Source organism: Streptomyces sp. NPDC054956, from assembly GCF_053609185.1.
In genome coordinates this window covers 25345-45571 of the sequence record NZ_JBSGXB010000006.1, presented here as the reverse complement: position 1 = coordinate 45571, position 20227 = coordinate 25345, and the positions used below count along the sequence as shown (strand labels likewise).

Genomic DNA, 20227 nt, shown 5'->3' with positions numbered 1-20227 from the left:
GGGACAAGAGGGCCCGGCAGGCCTGTGGATAAGTCGGTGCGGGAGGATCGGGTCATGACAGCAATCGAGCGGTCCCGCACAGTTGCGGTAGTCGGCGCGGGGACGATGGGCCAGGGCATCGCCCAGGTCGCTCTTCTCGCAGGTCACCGCGTGCTGCTCTACGACATCGACGCCGGCCTCGCCGCCGACGCTGTCGGCTTCGTGCAGGACCGCGTCGAGCGGATGGCGGCCAAGGGCCGGCTGGATCGCGCCGAGGCCGAGGACGTGATCGGCCGAATCGATGCGGCGCCCGAACTGTCCGGGCTGGCCGGCGCCGCCCTGGTCGTCGAGGCGGTCGTCGAGAACGTCGGCGTCAAGCAGGCTCTGTTCGCCGCGCTCGAAGAGGTGGTGTCGCCCGACGCGCTGCTGGCGACCAACACCTCCTCCCTCTCCGTCACCGAGCTCGCCGCGGGCCTCGCGCACCCCGGCCGCTTCCTCGGCCTGCACTTCTTCAACCCGGCGCCGCTGCTCCCGCTGGTCGAGGTGGTCTCCGGGTTCGCGACCGACCCGGCCGCCGCCGAGCGCGCGTACCGCACCGTGCTGGGCTGGGGGAAGACGCCGGTGCGCTGCGCCGACACCCCGGGCTTCATCGTCAACCGGATCGCCCGTCCCTTCTACGCCGAGGCCTTCGCGGTGTACGAGGAGCAGGGCGCCGACCCGGCCACCATCGACGCCGTGCTCCGCGAGAGCGGCGGCTTCAAGATGGGCCCGTTCCAGCTGACCGACCTGATCGGCCAGGACGTCAACGAGGCCGTCACCCGCTCCGTGTGGGAGTCCTTCTTCCGCAGCCCGAAGTTCACCCCCTCGCTCGCGCAGCGCCGGCTGGTCCAGTCGGGCCGCCTCGGCCGCAAGTCCGGGCACGGCTGGTACCCGTACGGCCCGGACGCGAAGGCCCCGGCCCCGCACACGGCCGACCCCGTCAACGGGCAGGACGCCCCCGCGAAGGTGACCGTCGTCGGTGACCTCGGGCCCGCGGCGGAGCTCGTCGACCTCATGGAGGAGGCGGGGATCGAGGTCGCCGCCACCGAGCACGGGGGCCCGTACATCCAGCTCCCGGGCGAGGGGCAGCTCGTGCTCGCCGACGGCAAGACCTCGATCGAGTTCGCCGACGTCGTCTACTTCGACCTGGCCTTCGACTACCGGGACGCCACCCGGATCGCGCTCTCCGCCAGCGAGGACACCAGCGAGCGGACCCTCGCGGAGGCCGTGGGGCTGTTCCAGAAGCTCGGCAAGAAGGTCTCCGTCATCGGCGACGTCCCCGGCATGATCGTCGCCCGGACCGTCGCGATGCTGATCGACCTGACCGCCGACGCCGTCGCGCGCGGGGTCGCGGGCGCCGAGGACATCGACACGGCGATGCGGCTCGGGGTCAACTACCCGGCGGGGCCCGCAGAATGGCACGACCGGCTCGGCCGCGACTGGGCGTACGACCTGCTGCACCACCTCGACGAGCGCTGTCCCGGCGGCCGGTACGCGCCGTCGCTGGCGCTGTACAAGCTGGGCTACGCGGCCGGGGAGGACGAGGACGCGGCTGAGGCGGACGAGGGCACGGACGAGCCGGGGGAGACGGAATGACGACGGCCAAGCGGGACACCTACACGCCCGAGACGCTCCTGTCGGTAGCCGTCCAGGTCTTCAACGAGCGCGGCTACGACGGCACCTCGATGGAGCACCTGTCGAAGGCCGCGGGCATCTCCAAGTCCTCGATCTACCACCACGTGGCGGGCAAGGAGGAGCTGCTCCACCGGGCGGTCGCCCGGGCGCTGGACGAGCTCTTCGCGGTGCTGGGGGAACCGGGGGCGGTACGGGGACGCGCGGTCGAGCGCGTCGAGTACGTCACTCGGCGCACGGTCGAGGTCCTGGTCGCCGAACTGCCCTACGTGACCCTGCTGCTGCGGGTCCGGGGCAACACCCGCACCGAACGCTGGGCGCTGGAGCGCCGCCGCGAGTTCGACCACCAGGTCGCTGACCTGCTGAAGGCCGCCGCGGCCGAGGGGGACCTGCGGGCGGACGTGGACATCCGCCTCGCCACCCGGCTGCTCTTCGGCATGGTCAACTCCCTGGTCGAGTGGTACCGCCCGCACCCGGGCACCACCCCCGACCAGCTCGCGGACGCGGTGGTCAGCATGGCCCTGGACGGGCTGCGCACCCAGCGCTGAGCGGGCGTCCCCGCGCCGTTCCGTCCCCTCGTGCACGGCCGTGACCGGGTACGCGGCACGGATCATGATGAGTAGGCGTACTCAGGTGGCGGGCCCCGGCCGTTTCGATACTCGTTGCAGATCGAACGGAACAACAAGGGGAGCACGATGGAACGCCGCTGGTCGAAGCCCGAGATGTGGATCCCCGCCGGTTACCTGGCCGTGGTGCTCGGTCTGCTGGTCTGGGCCACGTTGGTCATCGTGACCGGGGGCAGTGGGTTGGCGCTCGTGGGGCCGACGCTGGCCACCGCCCCGGTCAGCCTCCTGCTGATGGTCCCCTTCGGGCCCGGAGTGCCGGAAGCCCCGGACCCGGCCCTGGACCCGACCTCGAACGACCCGGCCTACTACGGCGCGGAGCCGCCGCGTCCCGAGCTGCCCAGGGAGGCCTACCCCGCCCCGGGCGACCCGCTCCCGGCCGACTGGGTGCCGGACACCTCCGTGGCCGCGCAGCCCGACCTGTGGGCCGGGTTCGGCCTCTACGCCTCGATCGTGATCGGCGCCCTGGTCAACGCCGCGCTGCTCTGGATGGTCGTACGGGCCGTCGCCCGGCGCCGGCGCCCCTCCACCGGGACGCAGGGGACGTACGGCGGGCTGAGCCCCGCCTAGGACACGATCTAGTCCTCCGAGATCGTCGGGCCCGCGGACGGATCGCGGGCCAGGAGGTCGGTCTCCTCGAAGACCAGCAGGGTGCGCGTGGACAGCACCTCCGGGATGGACTGGAGGCGCGTGAGGACCAGCTCGCGCAGGGTGCGGTTGTCCGGGGTGTGGACCAGGAGCAGGACGTCGAAATCTCCGCTGACCAGCGCGATGTGCGCCGCGCCCGGGAGCTCGCGGAGCTGTTCGCGGACCGTGCGCCAGGAGTTCTGGACGATCTTGAGGGTGATGTAGGCGGAGGCGCCCTGGCCCGCGCGCTCGTGGTTGACGCGGGCCGTGAAGCCCCGGATCACCCCGTCGTCGATGAGCCGGTTGATGCGGGCGTAGGCGTTGGCACGGGAGACGTGGACCTGCTCGGCGACGGACCGTATCGAGGCGCGGCCGTCCGCCTGGAGCAGCCGGACGATCGACCGGTCGATCGGATCCAGGGGGCGGGGCGGTACCGGCGGCCCGGGGGATACCGGCGGTACGGGTGCGCCCCCGAGTGCGCCCCCCGCTCCGGGTGCCGCTCCCGAACCTGCTCCGGCCATTTGTTCATCCGCCATCGCCCGCTGCCTGCCTCTCCTGGACGTCCTGCACCCATACCAGGGCGTCGCCGCCACTTTGTCCACAGCCTGGAGCCGCCTGTAGCCAAATTGCCTGGACAACCGAACAATCGGTAGGTGAGGCGCCTCACACCCGGGGCCCTCCCTGCCCGCTTCCCACGAGGAGGTGTACGCCGCCATGACGGTCCAAGAGCTGCCCGGTGCCGGTGCGTCCCACCGTTCCACCCCGCCGCCCGCCTGGAGGCCCCGTACGGATGCCGCCCCGCTGCTCCCGGACCCCGAGCCGTACCGGGTGCTGGGCACCCCCGCGGCCGACCGGCTCGACCCCGAGCTGATGCGCCGGTGCTACGCCGAGCTGGTGCGCGGCCGCCGCTACAACGCCCAGGCCACCGCCCTCACCAAGCAGGGCCGTCTGGCCGTATATCCCTCCACCGTGGGCCAGGAGGCCTGCGAGGTCGCCGCCGCCATGGTCCTGGAGGAGCAGGACTGGCTCTTCCCGAGCTACCGCGACACCCTCGCGGCCGTGGCCCGCGGGCTGGACCCCGTAGAGGCGCTGACGCTCCTGCGCGGCGACTGGCACACCGGGTACGACCCGCGAGAGCGCCGGATAGCGCCCCTGTCGACCCCCCTCGCGACCCAGCTGCCGCACGCGGTCGGCCTCGCGCACGCCGCCCGGCTGCGCGGCGACGACGTGGTCGCGCTCGCCATGGTCGGCGACGGCGGCACCAGCGAGGGCGATTTCCACGAGGCCATGAACTTCGCCGCCGTCTGGCAGGCGCCGGTCGTCTTCCTCGTCCAGAACAACGGCTTCGCGATATCCGTCCCGCTCGCCAAGCAGACCGCCGCCCCGACCCTGGCCCACAAGGCCGTGGGGTACGGGATGCCGGGCCGTCTCGTCGACGGGAACGACATCGCCGCCATGCACGAGGTGCTCTCCGAGGCGGTCCGGCGGGCCCGGGCCGGCGGCGGCCCGACCATGATCGAGGCCGTGACGTACCGGATCGAGGCCCACACCAACGCCGACGACGCCACCCGCTACCGGGGCGACGCCGAGGTCGAGGCCTGGAAGGCGCACGACCCGATCGAGCTGCTGGAGCGCGAGCTGACCGCGCGCGGTCTGCTGGACGAGGCGGGCATCCGGGCCGCCAAGGACGCGGCCGAGGAAATGGCGGCGGCGCTCCGCGACGGGATGAACGCCGACCCGGTGCTCGACCCGATGGACCTCTTCGGACACGTCTTCGCGCAGCAGACCGGCCGGCTGCGGGAACAGGCGGCCATGCTCCGCGCCGAGCTGGACGCGGCCGAGCAGGACGCGGCAGAGCACGAAGAGGGAGACCCGTCATGACCACGGTGGCGGCGAAGCCGACGACCACGAAGCCGGCGACCATGGCGCAGGCCCTGAACCGGGCGATGCGCGACGCGATGGCCGAGGACCCGACCGTCCACGTCATGGGCGAGGACGTCGGCGCGCTCGGCGGCGTCTTCCGCATCACGGACGGGCTCGCGAAGGAGTTCGGCGAGGACCGCTGTACGGACACCCCGCTCGCCGAGGCCGGAATCCTCGGCGCCGCGGTGGGCATGGCCATGTACGGGCTGCGGCCGGTCGTGGAGATGCAGTTCGACGCGTTCGCCTACCCGGCCTTCGAGCAGCTGATCTCCCACGTGGCCAAGATGCGCAACCGCACGCGCGGCGCCATGCCGCTCCCGATCACCATCCGCGTGCCCTACGGCGGCGGGATCGGGGGCGTGGAGCACCACTGCGACTCCTCCGAGGCGTACTACGTGGCCACGCCCGGGCTCACCGTCGTGACCCCGGCGACCGTCGAGGACGCGTACGGACTGCTGCGCGCCTCGATAGCCAGCGACGACCCGGTGATCTTCCTGGAGCCGAAGCGGCTGTACTGGTCCAAGGCCGACTGGTCCCCGGAGGCGCCCGCGGTGGTGCCGGGCATCGGCGAGGCCCTGGTCCGGCGCACCGGCACGAGCGCGACGCTGATCACCTACGGGCCTTCGCTTCCGGTCTGCCTGGAGGCCGCCGAGGCGGCGCGCGAGGAGGGCTGGGAGCTGGAGGTCGTGGACCTGCGCTCGCTGGTCCCCTTCGACGAGGAGACCGTCGTGGCCTCCGTACGCCGGACCGGGCGCGCGGTCGTGGTCCACGAGTCCGGCGGCTTCGGCGGCCCGGGCGCGGAGATCGCCGCCCGCGTCACGGAGCGGTGCTTCCACCACTTGGAGGCGCCGGTGCTGCGCGTGACCGGTTTCGACATCCCGTATCCGCCGCCGATGCTGGAGAAGCACCACCTGCCCGGCGTGGACCGGATCCTGGACACCGTGGCCCGTCTGCAGTGGGAGAACTGATGCCGCAGGTCATGGAGTTCAAGCTGCCGGACCTCGGGGAAGGGCTGACCGAGGCCGAGATCGTCCGCTGGCTGGTGGCGGTCGGCGACGTCGTCGCCATCGACCAGCCCGTCGTCGAGGTCGAGACGGCCAAGGCGATGGTCGAGGTGCCCTGCCCGTACGGCGGCGTGGTCACCGCCCGCTTCGGCGAGGAGGGGACGGAACTGCCGGTCGGCGCACCGCTGATCACCGTGGCGGTGGGCGCGGTGAGCGTGCCGGCCGATGCCGTCGCCCCCGCGGGGACCCAGGACTCCGCGAACGCGCCCCGGCCCTTGATCGGTTACGGCTCGGACCATTCGCGTCCGGCGCGTCGGAGGCGGGTGCGACCCGGCTCCGCCGCGCCGGGAACGGCTTCCGAGGCTCCTGCTCCTGTGGCACCTGCTCCCGTGGCGTCCGTGGCGTCCGTGGCTCCCGTGGCTCCCGTGGCCGTCGTGGCCGCCCCCGTCGCCGCGCCCGCCGCCTTCGCCGGGCCCGTGCCGGTCATCTCGCCGCTCGTGCGCAAGCTGGCCCGGGACAACGGGGTGGACCTGCGCACGCTGCGCGGGTCCGGCCCCGAGGGCCTGATCCTGCGCGCGGACGTCGAGACGGCGCTGCGTGCCCCGCAGCCGGCGGCCCCGGCTCCGGCCGCCGTCGCGGCCGTCGTCGCGCCGGTCCCGTCCGGCACGGTGGACGGCGCCACGCGGATCCCGCTCAAGGGGGTACGGGGCGCGGTCGCGGACAAGCTGTCGCGCAGCCGGCGCGAGATCCCCGACGCCACGTGCTGGGTCGACGCGGACGCCACGGAACTCATGGCGACGCGGGCGGCGATGAACGCGGCCGGCGGACCCAAGATCTCGGTGCTGGCGCTGCTGGCCCGCATCTGCACGGCGGCGCTGGCGCGCTACCCGGAGCTCAACTCCACGGTGGACCTGGCGGCGAACGAGATCGTCCGGCTCCCCGCCGTGCACCTGGGCTTCGCCGCGCAGACGGAGCGCGGCCTGATGGTCCCGGTGGTCCGGGACGCGCAGGCGCGCAACGCGGAGTCGCTGTCGGCGGAGTTCGCCCGGCTCACGGAGCTGGCCAGGACGGGAAAGCTCGCCCCGGCGGACCTCACCGGTGGCACGTTCACGCTGAACAACTACGGGGTGTTCGGGGTGGACGGCTCCACGCCGATCATCAACCACCCCGAGGCGGCGATGCTCGGTGTGGGGCGGATCATGGCGAAGCCGTGGGTGCACGGGGGAGAGCTGGCGGTTCGGCAGGTCGTGCAGCTGTCGTTGACCTTCGACCACCGGGTCTGCGACGGCGGCACGGCGGGCGGCTTCCTGCGCTACGTCGCCGACTGCGTCGAGTCTCCCGGAGTCCTGCTGCGCACGCTGTAGGTGCCGGTGGCTGCGGGGTTGCCGCTGCGCGGTGCTTCTTCCCCACCCCGCCCCTTCCCGAAGCCGGGCTCCGCCCGGACCCGCGCCTCAAACGCCGGCGGGGCTGGGTTCGGCTCCGCCCCGGGCCCCGTACGTGCGCTCCGCGCCCGTGCCCTCAAACGCCGGGCGGGCTGGACGTATCCAGCCCCGCCGGCGTTTGAGGCGCGGGGTCCGGGGCGGAGCCCCAGGGGGCCGGGCGCAGCCCGGGCCCCGCGCAGCGGCAACCCCCGCCCAACCGCCGGTCAGGTGGTGAGCAGGAGCTTGCCCACGTGGGTGCTCGATTCCAGGACGCGGTGGGCCTCGGGCGCCTGGTCCATGGGGAAGGTCGCGTGGACCACCGGGTGGATCCGGCCCGCCTCGACCAGGGGCCACACGTGCTCCCGTACGGCCGCGACGATGGCGGCCTTCTCCTCCAGCGGCCGCGCCCGCAGCGTGGTCGCGGTGATCGCGGCCCGCTTCGACAGCAGCGTGGACAGGTTGAGCTCGGCCTTGATCCCGCCCTGGAGTCCGATGATCGCGAGGCGGCCGTTCACGGCCAGCGCGTCCACGTTCCGGGTCAGGTACTTGGCTCCCATGATGTCCACGATCACGTCGGCCCCCGCGCCGCCGGTGGCCGCCCGGATCTCCTCCACGAAGTCCTGCTCGCGGTAGTCGATCAGGACGTCCGCGCCCAGCTCCGCGCAGCGGGCCAGCTTCTCCTTGCCGCCCGCCGTCACCGCGACCCGCGCGCCGACCGCCTTGGCCAGCTGGATCGCCATGGTCCCGATGCCGCTCGATCCGCCGTGCACCAGCAGGGTCTCGCCGGGGCGCAGGCCCGCGACCATGAACACGTTGGACCAGACCGTCGAGACGACCTCCGGGAGCGCCGCCGCCGTCACCAGGTCCACGCCCGCCGGCACCGGCAGCAGCTGGCCCGCCGGGACGGCCACCTTCTGCGCGTACCCGCCGCCGGCGAGCAGCGCGCACACCTCGTCTCCGACCGACCAGCCGGAGACCCCGGGGCCGATCGCGGAGATCCGCCCGGAGCACTCCAGGCCGGGATGGGGCGAGGCCCCGGGCGGCGGGTTGTAGAAGCCCTGCCGCTGCAGGACGTCGGCACGGTTCACGGCACTGGCCGCGACCTCGACGAGGACTTCGCCGTCCCCGGCCACCGGATCGGGCGCTTCGCCCCACACCAGGGCGTCGGGACCGCCGGGCTGTTCGATGGTGATCGCATGCATGGCCGGAGGCTATCGCCCGGAGGGCCGGGGAGGGCCGGAGCTACTCCGCCGATCCGAGTATCACGGGCGGGGAACTCGGCGGCGCCGCGCGGACGATGGTGATGAGACGGTCCGTCAGCTGGAGCGGGCTCGCGTGCGGATCGTCGTACGGGAGCAGGCGGTGGCCGCGCAGGACGCTGACGACCAGGTCGTCGGTGTCCCGGACGGACTTGCCGACCTCCGACTTGTTGACCGGCCGCTCGATCAGGTCGAGTCCGCTGCCCTGCTGGATCAGGTCCTCCATCACGGTTCCCGCGCTGGGGCTCAGGACGGAGAGGCCGAGCAGCCGGCCCGCGGCGCTGGCGCTGGTGATGACGGCGTCCGCGCCCGACTGCCGCAGCAGCGGCGCGTTCTCCTCTTCCCGGACGGCCGCCACGATCTTCGCCCCGCGGTTGAGCTGGCGGGCCGTCAGGGTGACCAGTACCGCCGTGTCGTCCCGCTGCGTTGCGATCACGATCTGACGGGCCTTCTGCAGTTCGGCGCGCAGCAGTACTTCGGAGCGCGTGGCGTCGCCGACGACCCCCGTGAACCCTTCCGCGCTGGCGATGTCGATCACCTTGGCGCTGGGGTCGACGATGACGACCTGCTCCTTCTGGAGACCGGTGGCCAGCAGCGTCTGGAGGGCCGAGCGACCCTTCGTGCCGAAGCCGACGACGACCGTGTGGTCGCGCAAGTTCTTCCTCCAGCGGTTGAGCCGCCACTCCTCCCTGGTGCGCTCGGTGAGCACTTCCAGGGTGGTTCCGACCAGGATGATCAGGAACAGGACGCGGAGCGGCGTGATGAGCAGGACGTTGACCAGCCGCGCGCTGTCGCTGTACGGGACGATGTCGCCGTAGCCGGTCGTCGACAGGGTGACGGTCGCGTAGTAGACGCAGTCGAGGAAGTCGACCTTGTCGTTGGCGTTGTCGTGGTAGCCGTCGCGGTCGATCCACACGATCAGGACCGTCAGGCACATCACGAACAGCGCCATCAGCAGCCGCCGGGAGACCTGCCGGAGCGGTTTCTCCACGACGCGCTTGGGCAGTTTGATGCGGCGCGAGACGAGCTTCTCGTCGGCGCCGCGGGCCATCGCGTCGGACCCGTGAAGTTTCACGTGAAACATCCCCCCGAAGCCCAGGGCAGGTCGAGGATCTCCAGGTCCTGTCCGGACCGGGCCCCGTGCGGCGGTACGACGGCCAGCCCGTCGGCGGCGGCCACCCCGCGCAGCATCGCCGGGCCGTTGTAGCGCAGCGGCACGGCGTGCTCGTCGGTCAGCCGGACCGGCACGAGCCGGGTGTCGTGCGGGTGGCCCGGTACGTCGCCCTGCACGGGCACCGCGTAGCGCGGGCGGGCGCCGCGGCCGGCGAGGGCGCGCAGCAGCGGTTCGGCGAGGGTCAGCAGTCCGGACACGGCGGCGAGCGGGTTGCCGGGCAGGCCCACCAGATGGCGGAGCGGGCCCTGGCCGCGGGCACCGCCGCCGAGGCGGGCGAGGAGCATCGGGTGTCCGGGGCGTACGGCGACCCCGTCGACGAGCAGCTCGGCCCCGGCCTTCTCCAGTACGGGGTGGACGTGGTCGACGGGGCCGGAGGCGGTGCCGCCGGTGGTGAGGAGCAGATCGGCGGTGGAGGAGGTGACGGCCCGCAGCAGCTCCTCGGCACCCGCGGGGTCGTCGCCGAGCCGCCGTACGGAGACCACTTCGGCGCCCAGGCGGGTCAGCCAGGGGCCCAGCATGGGGCTCAGCGCGTCGCGGATGAGGCCGTCGCGCGGGCGGCCTTCGGTGAGCAGCTCGTCGCCGAGCACCAGGATCTCCACGCGCGGCCGGGGCCGGGTGGAGAGCTCGTCGTACCCGGCGGCCGCGGCCAGTCCGAGGACGGCGGGGGTGACCAGGGAGCCGGAGGGCAGCAGGAGGTCGCCGGAGCGGCACTCCTGGCCGCGCGGGCGGATGTCCTGGCCGGTGGCGACGGGCCGGTCGGCGTACAGCTGGCTGCCGGCCTCCCGGGAGTGCTCGCTGCGGATCACGGCCGTGGTGTCGGCGGGGACGCGGGCGCCGGTGGCGATCCGTACGGCCTCGCCGTCCGCGAGGGGCGCGGGGCGTTCGGAGCCGGCCAGGGCGCTGCCGCCGGGGCGGACCGTCCAGGGGCCGGGGCCGGCGACGGCCCAGCCGTCCATGGCGGAGGTGTCGAAGGGGGGCAGGTCGCCGAGGGCGGCCAGCGGTTCGTCGAGCACCTCGCCGAGCGCGGCGGCCAGGGGGACCCGGTGGCTGCGGACCGGCGCGGCGGTCCCGGCGCGGACGGCGGTCTGCCGGGCCCGGAGCCAGGGCGCGGCGCGGTGGCCGCCGCCGTCGGGGTTGCGGCTGACCAGGGCGAGGGCCTGGTCGAGGGCGCGGTCGGCGGCGGTGCTGTCCGCGTCGGCATCGGTGTCGGCGGTCATCCGGATCCGGTTTCTTCGGCGGTGGTGCCTGCGGTGCCTGTGGTTCCTGCGGTTCCTGCGGTGCCGTCGCCGTCGGTGGCGGTGGCGCCGGCGGTCTCGGCGGCTTCCGCGGCCCAGCGCAGGGCCAGGTCGGCGGCCTTGCGGGAGGCCTCGGCAACGGCTTCGGCGGGGTCGGCGCCGGCGGCTTCGGCGCGGGCCGCCGCGTAGCCGACCAGGAAGGTGGTCAGCGGGGCGGCGGGCCGGGCGACGCCGTGGGCGGCGTCACGGGCGAGGTCGAGCAGGGTCTTGGTGTCGACGTCGACGTCGATGCCCAGCTCGGTCTTGGCGGCGGTGATCCATGATTCCAGCACGGTTCCATGCTCTCTGATCCGGGCGCGGGCGGCGGCGAGATCGTCCCAGGTGTCGCAGTCGAAGGAGGCGAGTGGCGCAGCCGCCGTGACGCGGCCGAGGTCGAGTTCGGCGGTGACGGCGCGCAGCGGGAGGCCGGTCACGGAGCCGTGTTCGGCGGCCAGCAGGGCGATTTCCCTGCGCAGCGGTTCGGCGCGGTACGCGGCGACGAGGGGCTGGTCGCGGCCGTCCGCATCCCGGAGCAGGGCTCCGTCGCCGCCGGGCGCGTCGAGCAGGGCCCGGACCGTGTCGCGGTCCAGGAACGGAAGATCGGCGGAGAGTACGAGGACCCGCGCGGCCGTGGTGTGGCGCAGTCCGGCGTCCAGCGCGGCGAGCGGGCCGCCGCCGGGGGGTTCCTCGCGGGCCCAGCTCACGGGTCGGGCGGTCGGCCTTCGGCCGCCGACGACGACGGTGGTGGCCGCGTCGGCGCAGGCGTCCAGGACGCGGTCGAGGAGGGGGCGGCCGCCGACGAGGAGGCCGGGCTTGTCGGCCCCGCCGAGTCGCTGCGCGGCGCCGCCGGCCAGGACGATGGCGTCGTAGGTCATGCCCCGAGTATGCGGTGGCCTTGTTGCGGATGGGTTCCGGCATTTACCCGGCCTTTAGCCCCCCGCTGTGAGGCCGCCGCTGCGCGGGGCGAAGTCCCCTACCCGCCCTTCGCCCGTTCCCCGGGCTCCGCCCGGACCCGCGCCTCGAACGCCGGCGGGGCTGGATACATCCAGCCCGCCCGGCGGCTGAGGGCACGGGCGCACAGCGCACGTACGGGGTCCGGGGCTTGCCCCGGTTTCGGGAAGGGGGGGGGAGAGCCCCCGCAGGGCTTCGCCCCCGGGCGGATCGGAAACGGCTCCGGGGCCGCCCGGGACCCTGAGGGTGCGGGCGGCCCCGGAGGCCTGGCTGCGCGTGCGGCCTAGAGGTACGGGCCCGAGCGGACCGCGCCGTGGGGGCCGTCCTCGTCGTCCTCGTGGGAGGAGCCCGGAGGCAGGGCGCGGCGCATCTGTTCCAGTTGGGCCCGCGCCGCCATCTGCTGCGCGAACAGGGCCGTCTGGATGCCGTGGAACAGGCCCTCGAGCCAGCCCACCAACTGGGCCTGAGCGATCCGGAGTTCCGCCTCGGAGGGGATCGCCTCCTCGGTGAAGGGCAGGGAGAGCCGCTCCAGTTCCTCGACGAGCTCGGGAGCCAGGCCGTCCTCCAGCTCCTTGACCGACGCCGCGTGGATGTCCTTGAGACGGACCCGGCTGGCCTCGTCCAGAGGTGCGGCGCGTACCTCTTCCAGGAGTTGCTTGATCATGCTGCCGATCCGCATGACCTTGGCGGGCTGTTCGACCATCTCCGTCACCGGGACCTCGCGCGACTCGTCATCGGCGCCGCCGACCGGCATCCCGTCCTGCCCCACGATCAGGCCGTGCGGGGGGCTGTCCTGCGACCGTTCACTCCTCGGCATCTCCATAGCCGTCATTCTCTCGCACACCTTCGTATTCACACGGTGTGCCCCCGCACAGGCGTGATCCACCCTGTGCGGGGGCACCAATGCGCCGCCCGTGTACCACCCGTGCCGGAGCGCGGGCGGCCGTCGGCCGTCAGACCTCGCGCCGGGCCAGTGCCCCGCTCGAACGGGTGACCAGGGCCGCCAGCAGGGCCGCGCCCAGCGGGACCGCGATCAGCAGTCCGGCGAGCGTCGCCCACGGCACCGCGATCGGCATGTACGGCACGGTCTCCGAGGCCGCCGAGTAGCCGTTCTCGATGCCCCGCCGGATCATGTCGGCCATGGCGCGCCGTTCGGCGAGCCGCAGTCCGACCGCGGGCAGGATGCCGGCCGCCGAGCCGAGGACGACGCCCATCAGGGCGACCACCCCGCACTGGAAGCCGCTGAGCGTGCGCCGTACCCGGGGCGGAGCGCCGACCGCCGCCAGGGTCTTCAGGTCGCCCTCGGCGTCCGCCTGGGCCAGGCCCGTGGCGATGCCGGCCGCACCGATGGTGACCAGGCCCGCGAAGACGGTCAGGGCCAGCATGACCAGGCTGTCGTTGCCCTGGTAGCCCTTCTCGATCTTCACGCTCGCGTCCAGGCCCATCTTGTCGAGGGCGCCCTCCAGCCGCTGCCGCTGCTCGGAGCTCGCCTCGCCGTCCAGGGTGAAGTACGAGCCGATGGGGGCGGTGGCGATGCCCGCGTTCTTCACCGCCGAGGGCGGCAGCACCAGATCCAGGCCGTAGCCCTTCACGGACTCGGGCACCTGGTACGCGGCGAAGACCTTGTCCTGGCCGGGCTCCGGCTCACCGGGGAGGTACTCCTCGGGGGCGGGCTCCTCCCGGCCCATGATCAGCCGGACGGTGACCTTGTCGTCGAGCACGTTCTGCTTCTTGAAGGAGACGGCCTTGCCCGCCTTCAGCGCGGCCGCCGCGGCCGGCTCCTCGACGTCCAGGACGCCGAGCAGCTTCTCGTCGGCGACGACCAGGGGGGTCCGGATGCCGAAGCGCTGCTCCTTGCACCGCCAGTCGTTGCGCAGTTCCTTGCGCTGTTCCAGGGTGAAGGAACTGGGGCCGTTCTTGGCCGTGTAGAGGGGGCAGCGCTGGTCCTTCGGGATGATGATCTCGGCGCGCCCGCACTCCGCGCTGGCGGAGTACCCGGAGCAGCCCGGCTTGCCGACGACGAGGCGGTCCACGTCGGCCCGTACGGCCACCGGGAGTTCCTTCGACAGGGCCTCGCGCATGGCGCCGACGTCACGGAACGCGGAGTTCTCGTTGGTCTCGATCCGCCCGGCCCCGAAGGGCAGGTCGGCGATGTACTCGTGCCGTGCCTGGATCTCCTTGCTGTGCTGGTACGTGGCGACCGCGACGGTGCCGGCGACGGCGGCCAGGACGGCGGCCACGGCGGGCGCCGTACGCCCGCGGTTGCGGACGGCGTCGCGCAGCGCGAGCCGCGGCGACAGCGGCAGCCACCGGCCGGTCCGCCCGAACAGGCCGACCAGGGTGGGGGTGAGGGCGACGACGCCGAGCTCGGCGATGGCGCTGCCGCCGGCGACGACGGTGGAGCCCATCTCCGACACGGAGCCGAACAGGGCGATGGCGGCGCCGCCCGCGATGGCGAGCAGGCCGAGGACGGGCAGCACCCGGTTGGCCCGGCGCACGCCGCGGCGGCCGGTGAGGGAGGCGAGCACGGTCTGCCGCGAGGCGGTGACGGCCGGGACGATGGCGGCCAGCAGCCCGGTCAGCACGGCGAGCAGGCCGATGGCGAGGAGTTCCAGCGGGCGGACGTTGAACCCGCCGAAGCGCTGGCCGATCACGTCTTCCAGCACCGGCCGCAGACCCACGGTGAGGGCCACGCCGATGGCGGTGCCGGTGACGGCGGCCACGGCGCCGATGACGAGGCCGCCGGAGAGCACGATGGCCCGGATGTGCCGCCGGTCACCGCCGTTGGCGCCGACCAGGCCGAGCTGGCGGCGCGAGCGCCGGGCGCCGACCGCGAAGGCGGGTCCGGCCAGCAGGCAGATCTCCAGCATGGCGAGGCCGACGACGGTGGAGAGGATGGCGAGTTCGGTGGCTCCGATGAGGCCGCCGGACCGCCACTGGTCCTTCGGCTGCTCCTTGTAGTACGGCACGTCGGAGTCGGCCGGCGGGTGCAGCACGACGACGCGCGATTCGACGACGAGACCCTTGGTGTTGGCCTCCTTGACCATGTTCCACGTGAAACCTTCGCTGCCGGCCTTCACCAGGTACGCGTCCTGGGTGTGCACGCCCGGGTTGCCGACGGCCTTCAAGTCCCGGTCGAGCGGGGCGAGCAGGGTGCCGGGCGGGGCGATGAGCTGCAGCTGGTTCAGCGCGCCGGGCATCTCGTAGGTGCCGACGATCTTGTACGAGGTCGTGGACTCGCGCGGGGTCACGCTGGAGCCGAGGAAGTAACCGGACTCCTCCAGGAAGGCGTTGGTGGCCATGACCTCGCCCGCCGCCTGCGGCAGCCGGCCGCGGTCGAGCGTCAGCAGGCCCTTGACCAGCGGGCTGGCCGCGTCCACTTCCCGGAGCTCGGAGTCCAGGATCCCGAACCGGGTGCGGACCTTCGCGTAGGACTTGGTGTCCTTGACGACCTGGGCTCCGGCGGGGACTTCGGGCCCGGGCTTGAGGGCCCCTTCCTGCCGTCCCTTGCCGCTCGGCTGGTACTTGTCGAAGCCGCCGACCGGGGCGTAGTTCTTGGCGTCGGGGGTCTGGTAGAGGGCCGTGCCCATCTCGGGGTCGGTCACCTTGGCGTCGGCGGCGCCGAGTACGCGTTCGATGCTCTGCTCGGGGGAGAGCTGCGAGCTGCGGATGGTGAGGTCGACGGCGCTCACGCCGACGATCGGCAGGGCGATCATGGAGAGGACGAGGGCGCTGCGGCCCTTGGAGCGCCAGGCGTCGCGGCGGGCTATCCGGATGGCCGCGATCCAGGAATGGTACGAAGAGATCACTGAGCGGCCGCCTGCCCGGTGAGCAGCGAGTCGGCGTGGCTGCGCAGGGTCTCGTCGACGACGCTGCCGTCGCGCAGGAACACCACGCGGTCGGCCCAGGCCGCGAAGCGCGGCTCGTGCGTGACCAGGATTCCGGCCGCACCGGCCTCGCAGCGCGAGCGCAGCAGGGCGAGCACGGATTCACCCGTCTCGGAGTCGAGGGCGCCGGTCGGCTCGTCGGCGAGGACCAGGCGGCGGTCGCCCACGAGGGCGCGGGCGATGGCGACGCGCTGCTGCTGGCCGCCGGACATCTCGTCGGGGAAGCGGTCGGCGAGCTGCCCGAGGTTCATCTCCTCCAGGGCCGCGAGCGCGGAGCCGCGGGCCTTGCGGGCGGAGACGCCGTCGAGTTCGAGCGGCAGGGCGACGTTCTCGGCCGCGGTCAGGGCCGGGATCAGGTTGTAGTCCTGGAAGACGTACCCGATGCTGCGGCGGCGCAGGGCGGCGAGCTGCTTGCGGCTCGCGGTGGTGATGTCGGTGCCTTCGACGATCACCTTGCCGCTGCTCGGGATGTCGAGTCCGCCGGCGAGGGTCAGCAGCGTGGACTTGCCGGACCCGGAGGGGCCCATGACGGCGACGAGTTCGCCGGGGTACACGCTGAGGTTGATCCCGCGCAGGGCGTGCACCTCGGTGGCGCCGCTTCCGTGGGTGCGGACGAGCTGGTCCAGCTGCAATACGGGCTGGTCGGGCATGGAGGGTCCCCCCTGGGACGTGGAGCGGTTGTTCAGCCCCGCCGCGTGCGGGCGGTACGGGGCAGAGGCCGGTCGGTGGTCGTGGTCGGGATGGCGGTGGCGCCGGCGCCGGTGGGAAGGCCCGGGCCGTGGCCCTCGGGCGGCTCGGCCTCGGCCGGCGCGAGCTCCCGGTTGGCGGAGAGCCGTACGAGCCGGGACTCGCAGTGGTCGAGCCAGCGGGCCTCGGCCTCGGTCTGGAAGATCAGCTGTTCCAGGACGAGCAGCCAGGCGATGTCGTCGCGTTCGCTGCCGCGCCCCGTCTCGATGGCGGTGATCGCCTGCGCCTTGAGCCGGGTGTAGTCCTGCATGGCCTGGACGGTGGCGTGCCGTTGGGACTGGATGACGGCGCGGATGTTCACGCCGGGGGCGCCGACGGCCATGGCGAGCTTGATGGCGAGCTCGTCGCGGGGCGGGTTGGCCCGGTCGACGGGGCGCTCGAACCACTCGCGCAGTTCGGAGCGGCCGGTCTCGGTGATGGCGTAGAGGGTGTGCCCGGCCGTGTCCTCGCCGCCGGGGGCGACGAGGCCGTCGCGCTCCAGGCGCGCGAGGGTGGTGTACACCTGCCCGACGTTGAGCGGCCAGGTGGAACCGGTGCGGGACTCGAACTCGGTACGTAGCTGAGAGCCGTACCGAGGGCCCCGTTCCAGCAGGGCGAGAAGGCCGTGGCGGATCGACATACTCAGTATGTATACCGAGTATGCCCGTCGCCGCAACCACCCTGAGGCGTAGGTCATGAGGGGGAGGCGGGGTTCAGCGCCCTCGGCGCAGTCGCATTCCCATGAAGCCGAGACCCGTCCCCATCAGGGCGAATCCCGTTCCGAGGGGCACCATGTGCGCGGCCAGATCGGCGGCGCGCTCGTTCGGCTCGGTGCCGAGCGAGCCGGCCACCGCCGGCGCGGCCGGGATCAGGGGCTCGGCCTGGACGGGCTCGGTCCGCGGGCGCACCGGGACGGGGTGCGAGACGAGCACGGCCTCGGGATTGGCGGGCTCGGCCACCGGCAACCCGGGCCGTTCCCGGCCGGCGCCGGCGGGGCTCCCGGCGAGTTCCTCGAAGACCTGGCCCGCCGAGTCGGCCGCGGACGCGGCGTGTGCGGGCGCCGTGATCAGCAGCGTGGCGGTCACCATCGCTGCCCCGGCGGTCCAGCGCAGCGCGCGGGCGTATGTCACGCACTCAGATTTGCATAACAGGACATAACCGGCATCCCGTACGGGCCGTACGAGACGCCGGGTAGGGCCGGCCGGGTGGGACGGCCGGGTGGGACGGCCCCTTCGGGCGGGTCCGTGCGGGCCCGTGCGGGTCCGTGCGGGCCCGGCAGGACCCGGTCGGGCCCGACGCTCAGAGGTACGGGTTGCGCACGGAACCGGAACCGCACAGGGTCCGGTAGCCCGCGTCGTTGAACGCCGCGGCCTCCACTCCGACGCGCACGATGCCCCGCTCGTCCCGCAGGTCCGTCTTCCAGGTGCGGCTGGACCCGGCCCCGCCCTTGTTGAAGCGCCATGGCCATTCGTGCGAGTGGCCGGCCGCGTCCAGGGTGTAGAGCCGGACCCCCGCGACGCGGGCGTCGTCGGCCGTGTCCACGGACGTGAGGGTGACGTGGATGATCCAGGAGCCGTCCAGCCAGTCCCAGTCGGCGCTGCCGTAGGCGCCGGTGGTGTCGCAGCTGGAGGAGGGACCGGCCGCCGAGGCGGGCGAGACGGCGAGCAGACCGGCCGCCACCGCGGCGGCGGTGCCGGTCAGGACGCGGAGCAGGTTGCGCAAGGGGACTCCCGGGGGTGCGGCGGGTGTGTCCTGCGCGTATGTACCAGAACCGGAACCCGCCGGGCGAACCCCGCGTCACCACTCCGTGTCACCGGCCCGGGGTGACGGGCCGGCCGTCACCGGCGCCCCTCACCCCCGCTGTCACCTACCGGCCGTCACCGGCCCCCGTCACTCCGGGTCGCCCGTGGAGATGAACAGGGTGAAGGTCGTGTTCTTCGGGTCGATGTCGGTGCCGCCGGCCGGCTGCTGGTCGATGACGGTCCCCTCGCCGTAGACCGCCTCGTCCTTGGGCTTCTCGTCGTACTTCCAGCCGCCGGCCCGGATGCACGCCTTCACCGAGACCTGGTTCATGTACCGGAAGTCGGGCGCCCGCACCTTGGTGGCGTCGTTGTAGGCCTTCTGGGGCTCCTTGCACTTCTTGTCCTCGATGGTGCGCGAGAGGTCCGGCCCCTTGTGCCCCTTCGCCGAAGCGGAAGCCGAGGAGCTCGGGCTCGACGGCCCGGCCTCGTCCTTGTCCTTGTCGCCCATGTTCAGTACGGCGACCAGCCCGCCGATGGCCACCAGCGCGACCACGATGGCGCCCACGATGACCGGGGTGTTCTTCTTCCCGGCCGGCGCCGGGCTCTGCGCGGTCTGCGGCGCGATGGTGTACGGCGGCGGCGTCTGGGCCGCGTACGGCTGCGGAGCCGGCGTCTGCGCCTGCTGATGCGGGTACCCGTACGAGCCCTGTACCGGCGGCGGGGTCGGCGCGTACGGGGAGGGCGCCGGGGTCTGGTGGGCCTGGTACGGCTGCTGCACCGACTGCGGCGCCCCCTGGACCCCGGAGTCCACCGGCGGGAACACGGCCGAGCCGAGCCCGGCGCCGCTGTTGGTCGGGTGCGAGCCGGGGACGATGACCGGGGCCCCGGTCTGCCCGGCGCCCATCACCCGCGCGACCTCGTCGAGCATGGCCGCCGCCGTGGGGAAACGCTCGTTCGGGTTCTTCTTCAGGGCCCGCGCCACCAGCGCGTCCATCGCCGGGGTCACCGAGCGGTTGATGGAGGACGGGGCGACCGGCTCCTCCTGCACGTGGGCGTAGGCCATGCCCAGCGCCGAGTCCGCGACGAAGGGGACCCGGCCGGTCAGCAGCTCGAAGAGCATGATGCCGACCGAGTACAGGTCGGAGCGGGCGTCCACGGCCCGGCCGAGCGCCTGCTCGGGGGAGAGGTACTGCGGGGTGCCGACGACCATGCCGGTCTGCGTCATCGAGGTGACCCCCGACTGCATGGCCCGCGCGATGCCGAAGTCCATCACCTTGACCACGCCGCGGCGCGTCATCATGACGTTGCCCGGCTTGATGTCGCGGTGGACCAGCCCCATCTCGTGGCTGCTCTCCAGGGCGGCCAGCACGTCGGCCGTCACCTTCAGCGCCTTGTCGGCCGGCATGGCCCCGTACTGCCGGATGTCGCCGTCCAGGACGGAGCCGAGCGGCTGGCCCTCGACGAACTCCATGACGATGTACGGCATGACCGCGCCGTCGTCCTTGCCGGGATCGGCGAAGGTGACCACGCCCTCGCCGGTGTCGAAGACCGAGACGATGTTCGTGTGCGACAGTTTCGCTACAGCCTGCGCCTCGCGGCGGAAGCGCTCGCGGAAGGACTGCTCGCGTCCGAGCTCGCTGTGCAGCGTCTTGATCGCGACCTGCCGGTCGAGCGCGGAGTCGTAGGCGAGGTAAACGGAGGCCATTCCGCCCTCACCGAGCAGATCCCTTAGCTGGTAACGGCCACCGGCCAGAGAGCCGCCCGCGTATTGGCCCTGAGTGCCGTCCTGGCTCATGACTGTTGCTTCCCCTCGGGATGTGTCCCCACGCGTCCGGCTGAGCGCGTGGCGCTCAGTCTGCCGGAGGTCAAGCACACGTCAAGCCGGGTGCCCGTTCCGTGACCACACGTGCACCCGGGCTCCTTGTCCGAACGGCGACCGGTTGCGAGGCTGTAGCGTTCATCGGAG

18 protein-coding genes are annotated in these 20227 nt (G+C 73.1%); 6 read left to right on the top strand and 12 right to left on the bottom strand.

Annotation, left to right across the window (positions count from 1 at the left end):
• Positions 1 to 54: 54 nt before the first annotated feature.
• The 3 genes from ACWGDE_RS02560 (at position 55) to ACWGDE_RS02550 (ending at position 2843) form a co-directional block, all read left to right on the top strand.
• On the top strand, positions 55 to 1614 hold the full coding sequence (locus tag ACWGDE_RS02560) for a 3-hydroxyacyl-CoA dehydrogenase (RefSeq protein ID WP_453387119.1): 1560 nt from the start codon (positions 55 to 57) through the stop codon (positions 1612 to 1614).
• Positions 1611 to 2198 carry a TetR/AcrR family transcriptional regulator gene (locus ACWGDE_RS02555; RefSeq protein ID WP_453387118.1) on the top strand — a complete coding sequence of 196 codons (588 nt, stop codon included), beginning with the start codon at positions 1611 to 1613 and terminating at the stop codon, positions 2196 to 2198. The genes ACWGDE_RS02560 and ACWGDE_RS02555 overlap by 4 nt, the downstream gene beginning before the upstream one ends.
• Before the next feature lie 114 nt (positions 2199 to 2312).
• Positions 2313 to 2843 (top strand): SCO4225 family membrane protein, encoded by a 531-nt coding sequence (locus tag ACWGDE_RS02550; protein ID WP_453387117.1) that lies wholly within the window; start codon positions 2313 to 2315, stop codon positions 2841 to 2843.
• An 8-nt stretch (positions 2844 to 2851) separates the two neighbouring features.
• On the opposite strand, the gene ACWGDE_RS02545 is transcribed toward ACWGDE_RS02550, so the two are convergent.
• Complete coding sequence (locus ACWGDE_RS02545) at positions 2852 to 3436, bottom strand: Lrp/AsnC family transcriptional regulator (RefSeq protein WP_453387116.1); 585 nt, start codon at positions 3434 to 3436, stop codon at positions 2852 to 2854.
• 178 nt (positions 3437 to 3614) lie between these two features.
• On the opposite strand from ACWGDE_RS02545, the gene pdhA reads away from it, so the two are divergent.
• The 3 genes from pdhA to ACWGDE_RS02530 are packed head-to-tail and all read left to right on the top strand — an operon-like array spanning position 3615 to position 7191.
• A complete protein-coding gene (gene pdhA, locus ACWGDE_RS02540) occupies positions 3615 to 4781 on the top strand; it encodes a pyruvate dehydrogenase (acetyl-transferring) E1 component subunit alpha (protein WP_453387115.1) in 1167 nt (388 codons plus the stop codon).
• Entirely contained in the window at positions 4778 to 5791 is a 1014-nt protein-coding gene (locus ACWGDE_RS02535) for an alpha-ketoacid dehydrogenase subunit beta (RefSeq protein ID WP_453387114.1), read from the top strand. Before pdhA ends, ACWGDE_RS02535 begins: the two co-directional genes overlap by 4 nt.
• The gene (locus tag ACWGDE_RS02530) at positions 5791 to 7191 is read left to right on the top strand and encodes a dihydrolipoamide acetyltransferase family protein (RefSeq protein WP_453387113.1); all 1401 of its coding nucleotides are present in this window, start codon (positions 5791 to 5793) and stop codon (positions 7189 to 7191) included. Before ACWGDE_RS02535 ends, ACWGDE_RS02530 begins: the two co-directional genes overlap by 1 nt.
• 281 nt (positions 7192 to 7472) lie before the next feature.
• Here ACWGDE_RS02530 and ACWGDE_RS02525 read toward each other — a convergent pair whose 3' ends face one another.
• The 11 genes from ACWGDE_RS02525 to ACWGDE_RS02475 form a co-directional block, all read right to left on the bottom strand.
• The gene (locus tag ACWGDE_RS02525) at positions 7473 to 8450 is read right to left on the bottom strand and encodes an NAD(P)H-quinone oxidoreductase (RefSeq protein ID WP_453387112.1); all 978 of its coding nucleotides are present in this window, start codon (positions 8448 to 8450) and stop codon (positions 7473 to 7475) included.
• 40 nt (positions 8451 to 8490) lie between these two features.
• Positions 8491 to 9591: a potassium channel family protein gene (locus ACWGDE_RS02520; protein ID WP_453387111.1), complete on the bottom strand. Its 1101-nt coding sequence runs from the start codon at positions 9589 to 9591 to the stop codon at positions 8491 to 8493.
• Complete coding sequence (locus ACWGDE_RS02515; RefSeq protein ID WP_453387110.1) at positions 9579 to 10898, bottom strand: molybdopterin molybdotransferase MoeA; 1320 nt, start codon at positions 10896 to 10898, stop codon at positions 9579 to 9581. Before ACWGDE_RS02515 ends, ACWGDE_RS02520 begins: the two co-directional genes overlap by 13 nt.
• Positions 10895 to 11830 carry an NTP transferase domain-containing protein gene (locus tag ACWGDE_RS02510; RefSeq protein WP_453387109.1) on the bottom strand — a complete coding sequence of 312 codons (936 nt, stop codon included), beginning with the start codon at positions 11828 to 11830 and terminating at the stop codon, positions 10895 to 10897. Before ACWGDE_RS02510 ends, ACWGDE_RS02515 begins: the two co-directional genes overlap by 4 nt.
• Positions 11831 to 12189: 359 nt before the next feature.
• Complete coding sequence (locus tag ACWGDE_RS02505) at positions 12190 to 12729, bottom strand: bacterial proteasome activator family protein (RefSeq protein WP_112446705.1); 540 nt, start codon at positions 12727 to 12729, stop codon at positions 12190 to 12192.
• Positions 12730 to 12859: 130 nt separating this feature from the next.
• On the bottom strand, positions 12860 to 15715 hold the full coding sequence (locus ACWGDE_RS02500) for an FtsX-like permease family protein (RefSeq protein ID WP_453387108.1): 2856 nt from the start codon (positions 15713 to 15715) through the stop codon (positions 12860 to 12862).
• On the bottom strand, positions 15712 to 16443 hold the full coding sequence (locus ACWGDE_RS02495) for an ABC transporter ATP-binding protein (RefSeq protein WP_453387107.1): 732 nt from the start codon (positions 16441 to 16443) through the stop codon (positions 15712 to 15714). Before ACWGDE_RS02495 ends, ACWGDE_RS02500 begins: the two co-directional genes overlap by 4 nt.
• A gap of 32 nt (positions 16444 to 16475) precedes the next feature.
• Positions 16476 to 17159: a PadR family transcriptional regulator gene (locus ACWGDE_RS02490; RefSeq protein ID WP_453387106.1), complete on the bottom strand. Its 684-nt coding sequence runs from the start codon at positions 17157 to 17159 to the stop codon at positions 16476 to 16478.
• Between the two features lie 73 nt (positions 17160 to 17232).
• Positions 17233 to 17649, bottom strand: a complete 417-nt coding sequence (locus ACWGDE_RS02485) for a hypothetical protein (RefSeq protein ID WP_453387105.1) — start codon at positions 17647 to 17649, stop codon at positions 17233 to 17235.
• Positions 17650 to 17818: 169 nt separating this feature from the next.
• Positions 17819 to 18241 carry a hypothetical protein gene (locus ACWGDE_RS02480; protein WP_453387104.1) on the bottom strand — a complete coding sequence of 141 codons (423 nt, stop codon included), beginning with the start codon at positions 18239 to 18241 and terminating at the stop codon, positions 17819 to 17821.
• A 168-nt stretch (positions 18242 to 18409) separates the two neighbouring features.
• The gene (locus ACWGDE_RS02475; protein WP_453387103.1) at positions 18410 to 20056 is read right to left on the bottom strand and encodes a protein kinase domain-containing protein; all 1647 of its coding nucleotides are present in this window, start codon (positions 20054 to 20056) and stop codon (positions 18410 to 18412) included.
• Between the last annotated feature and the right edge of the window lie 171 nt (positions 20057 to 20227).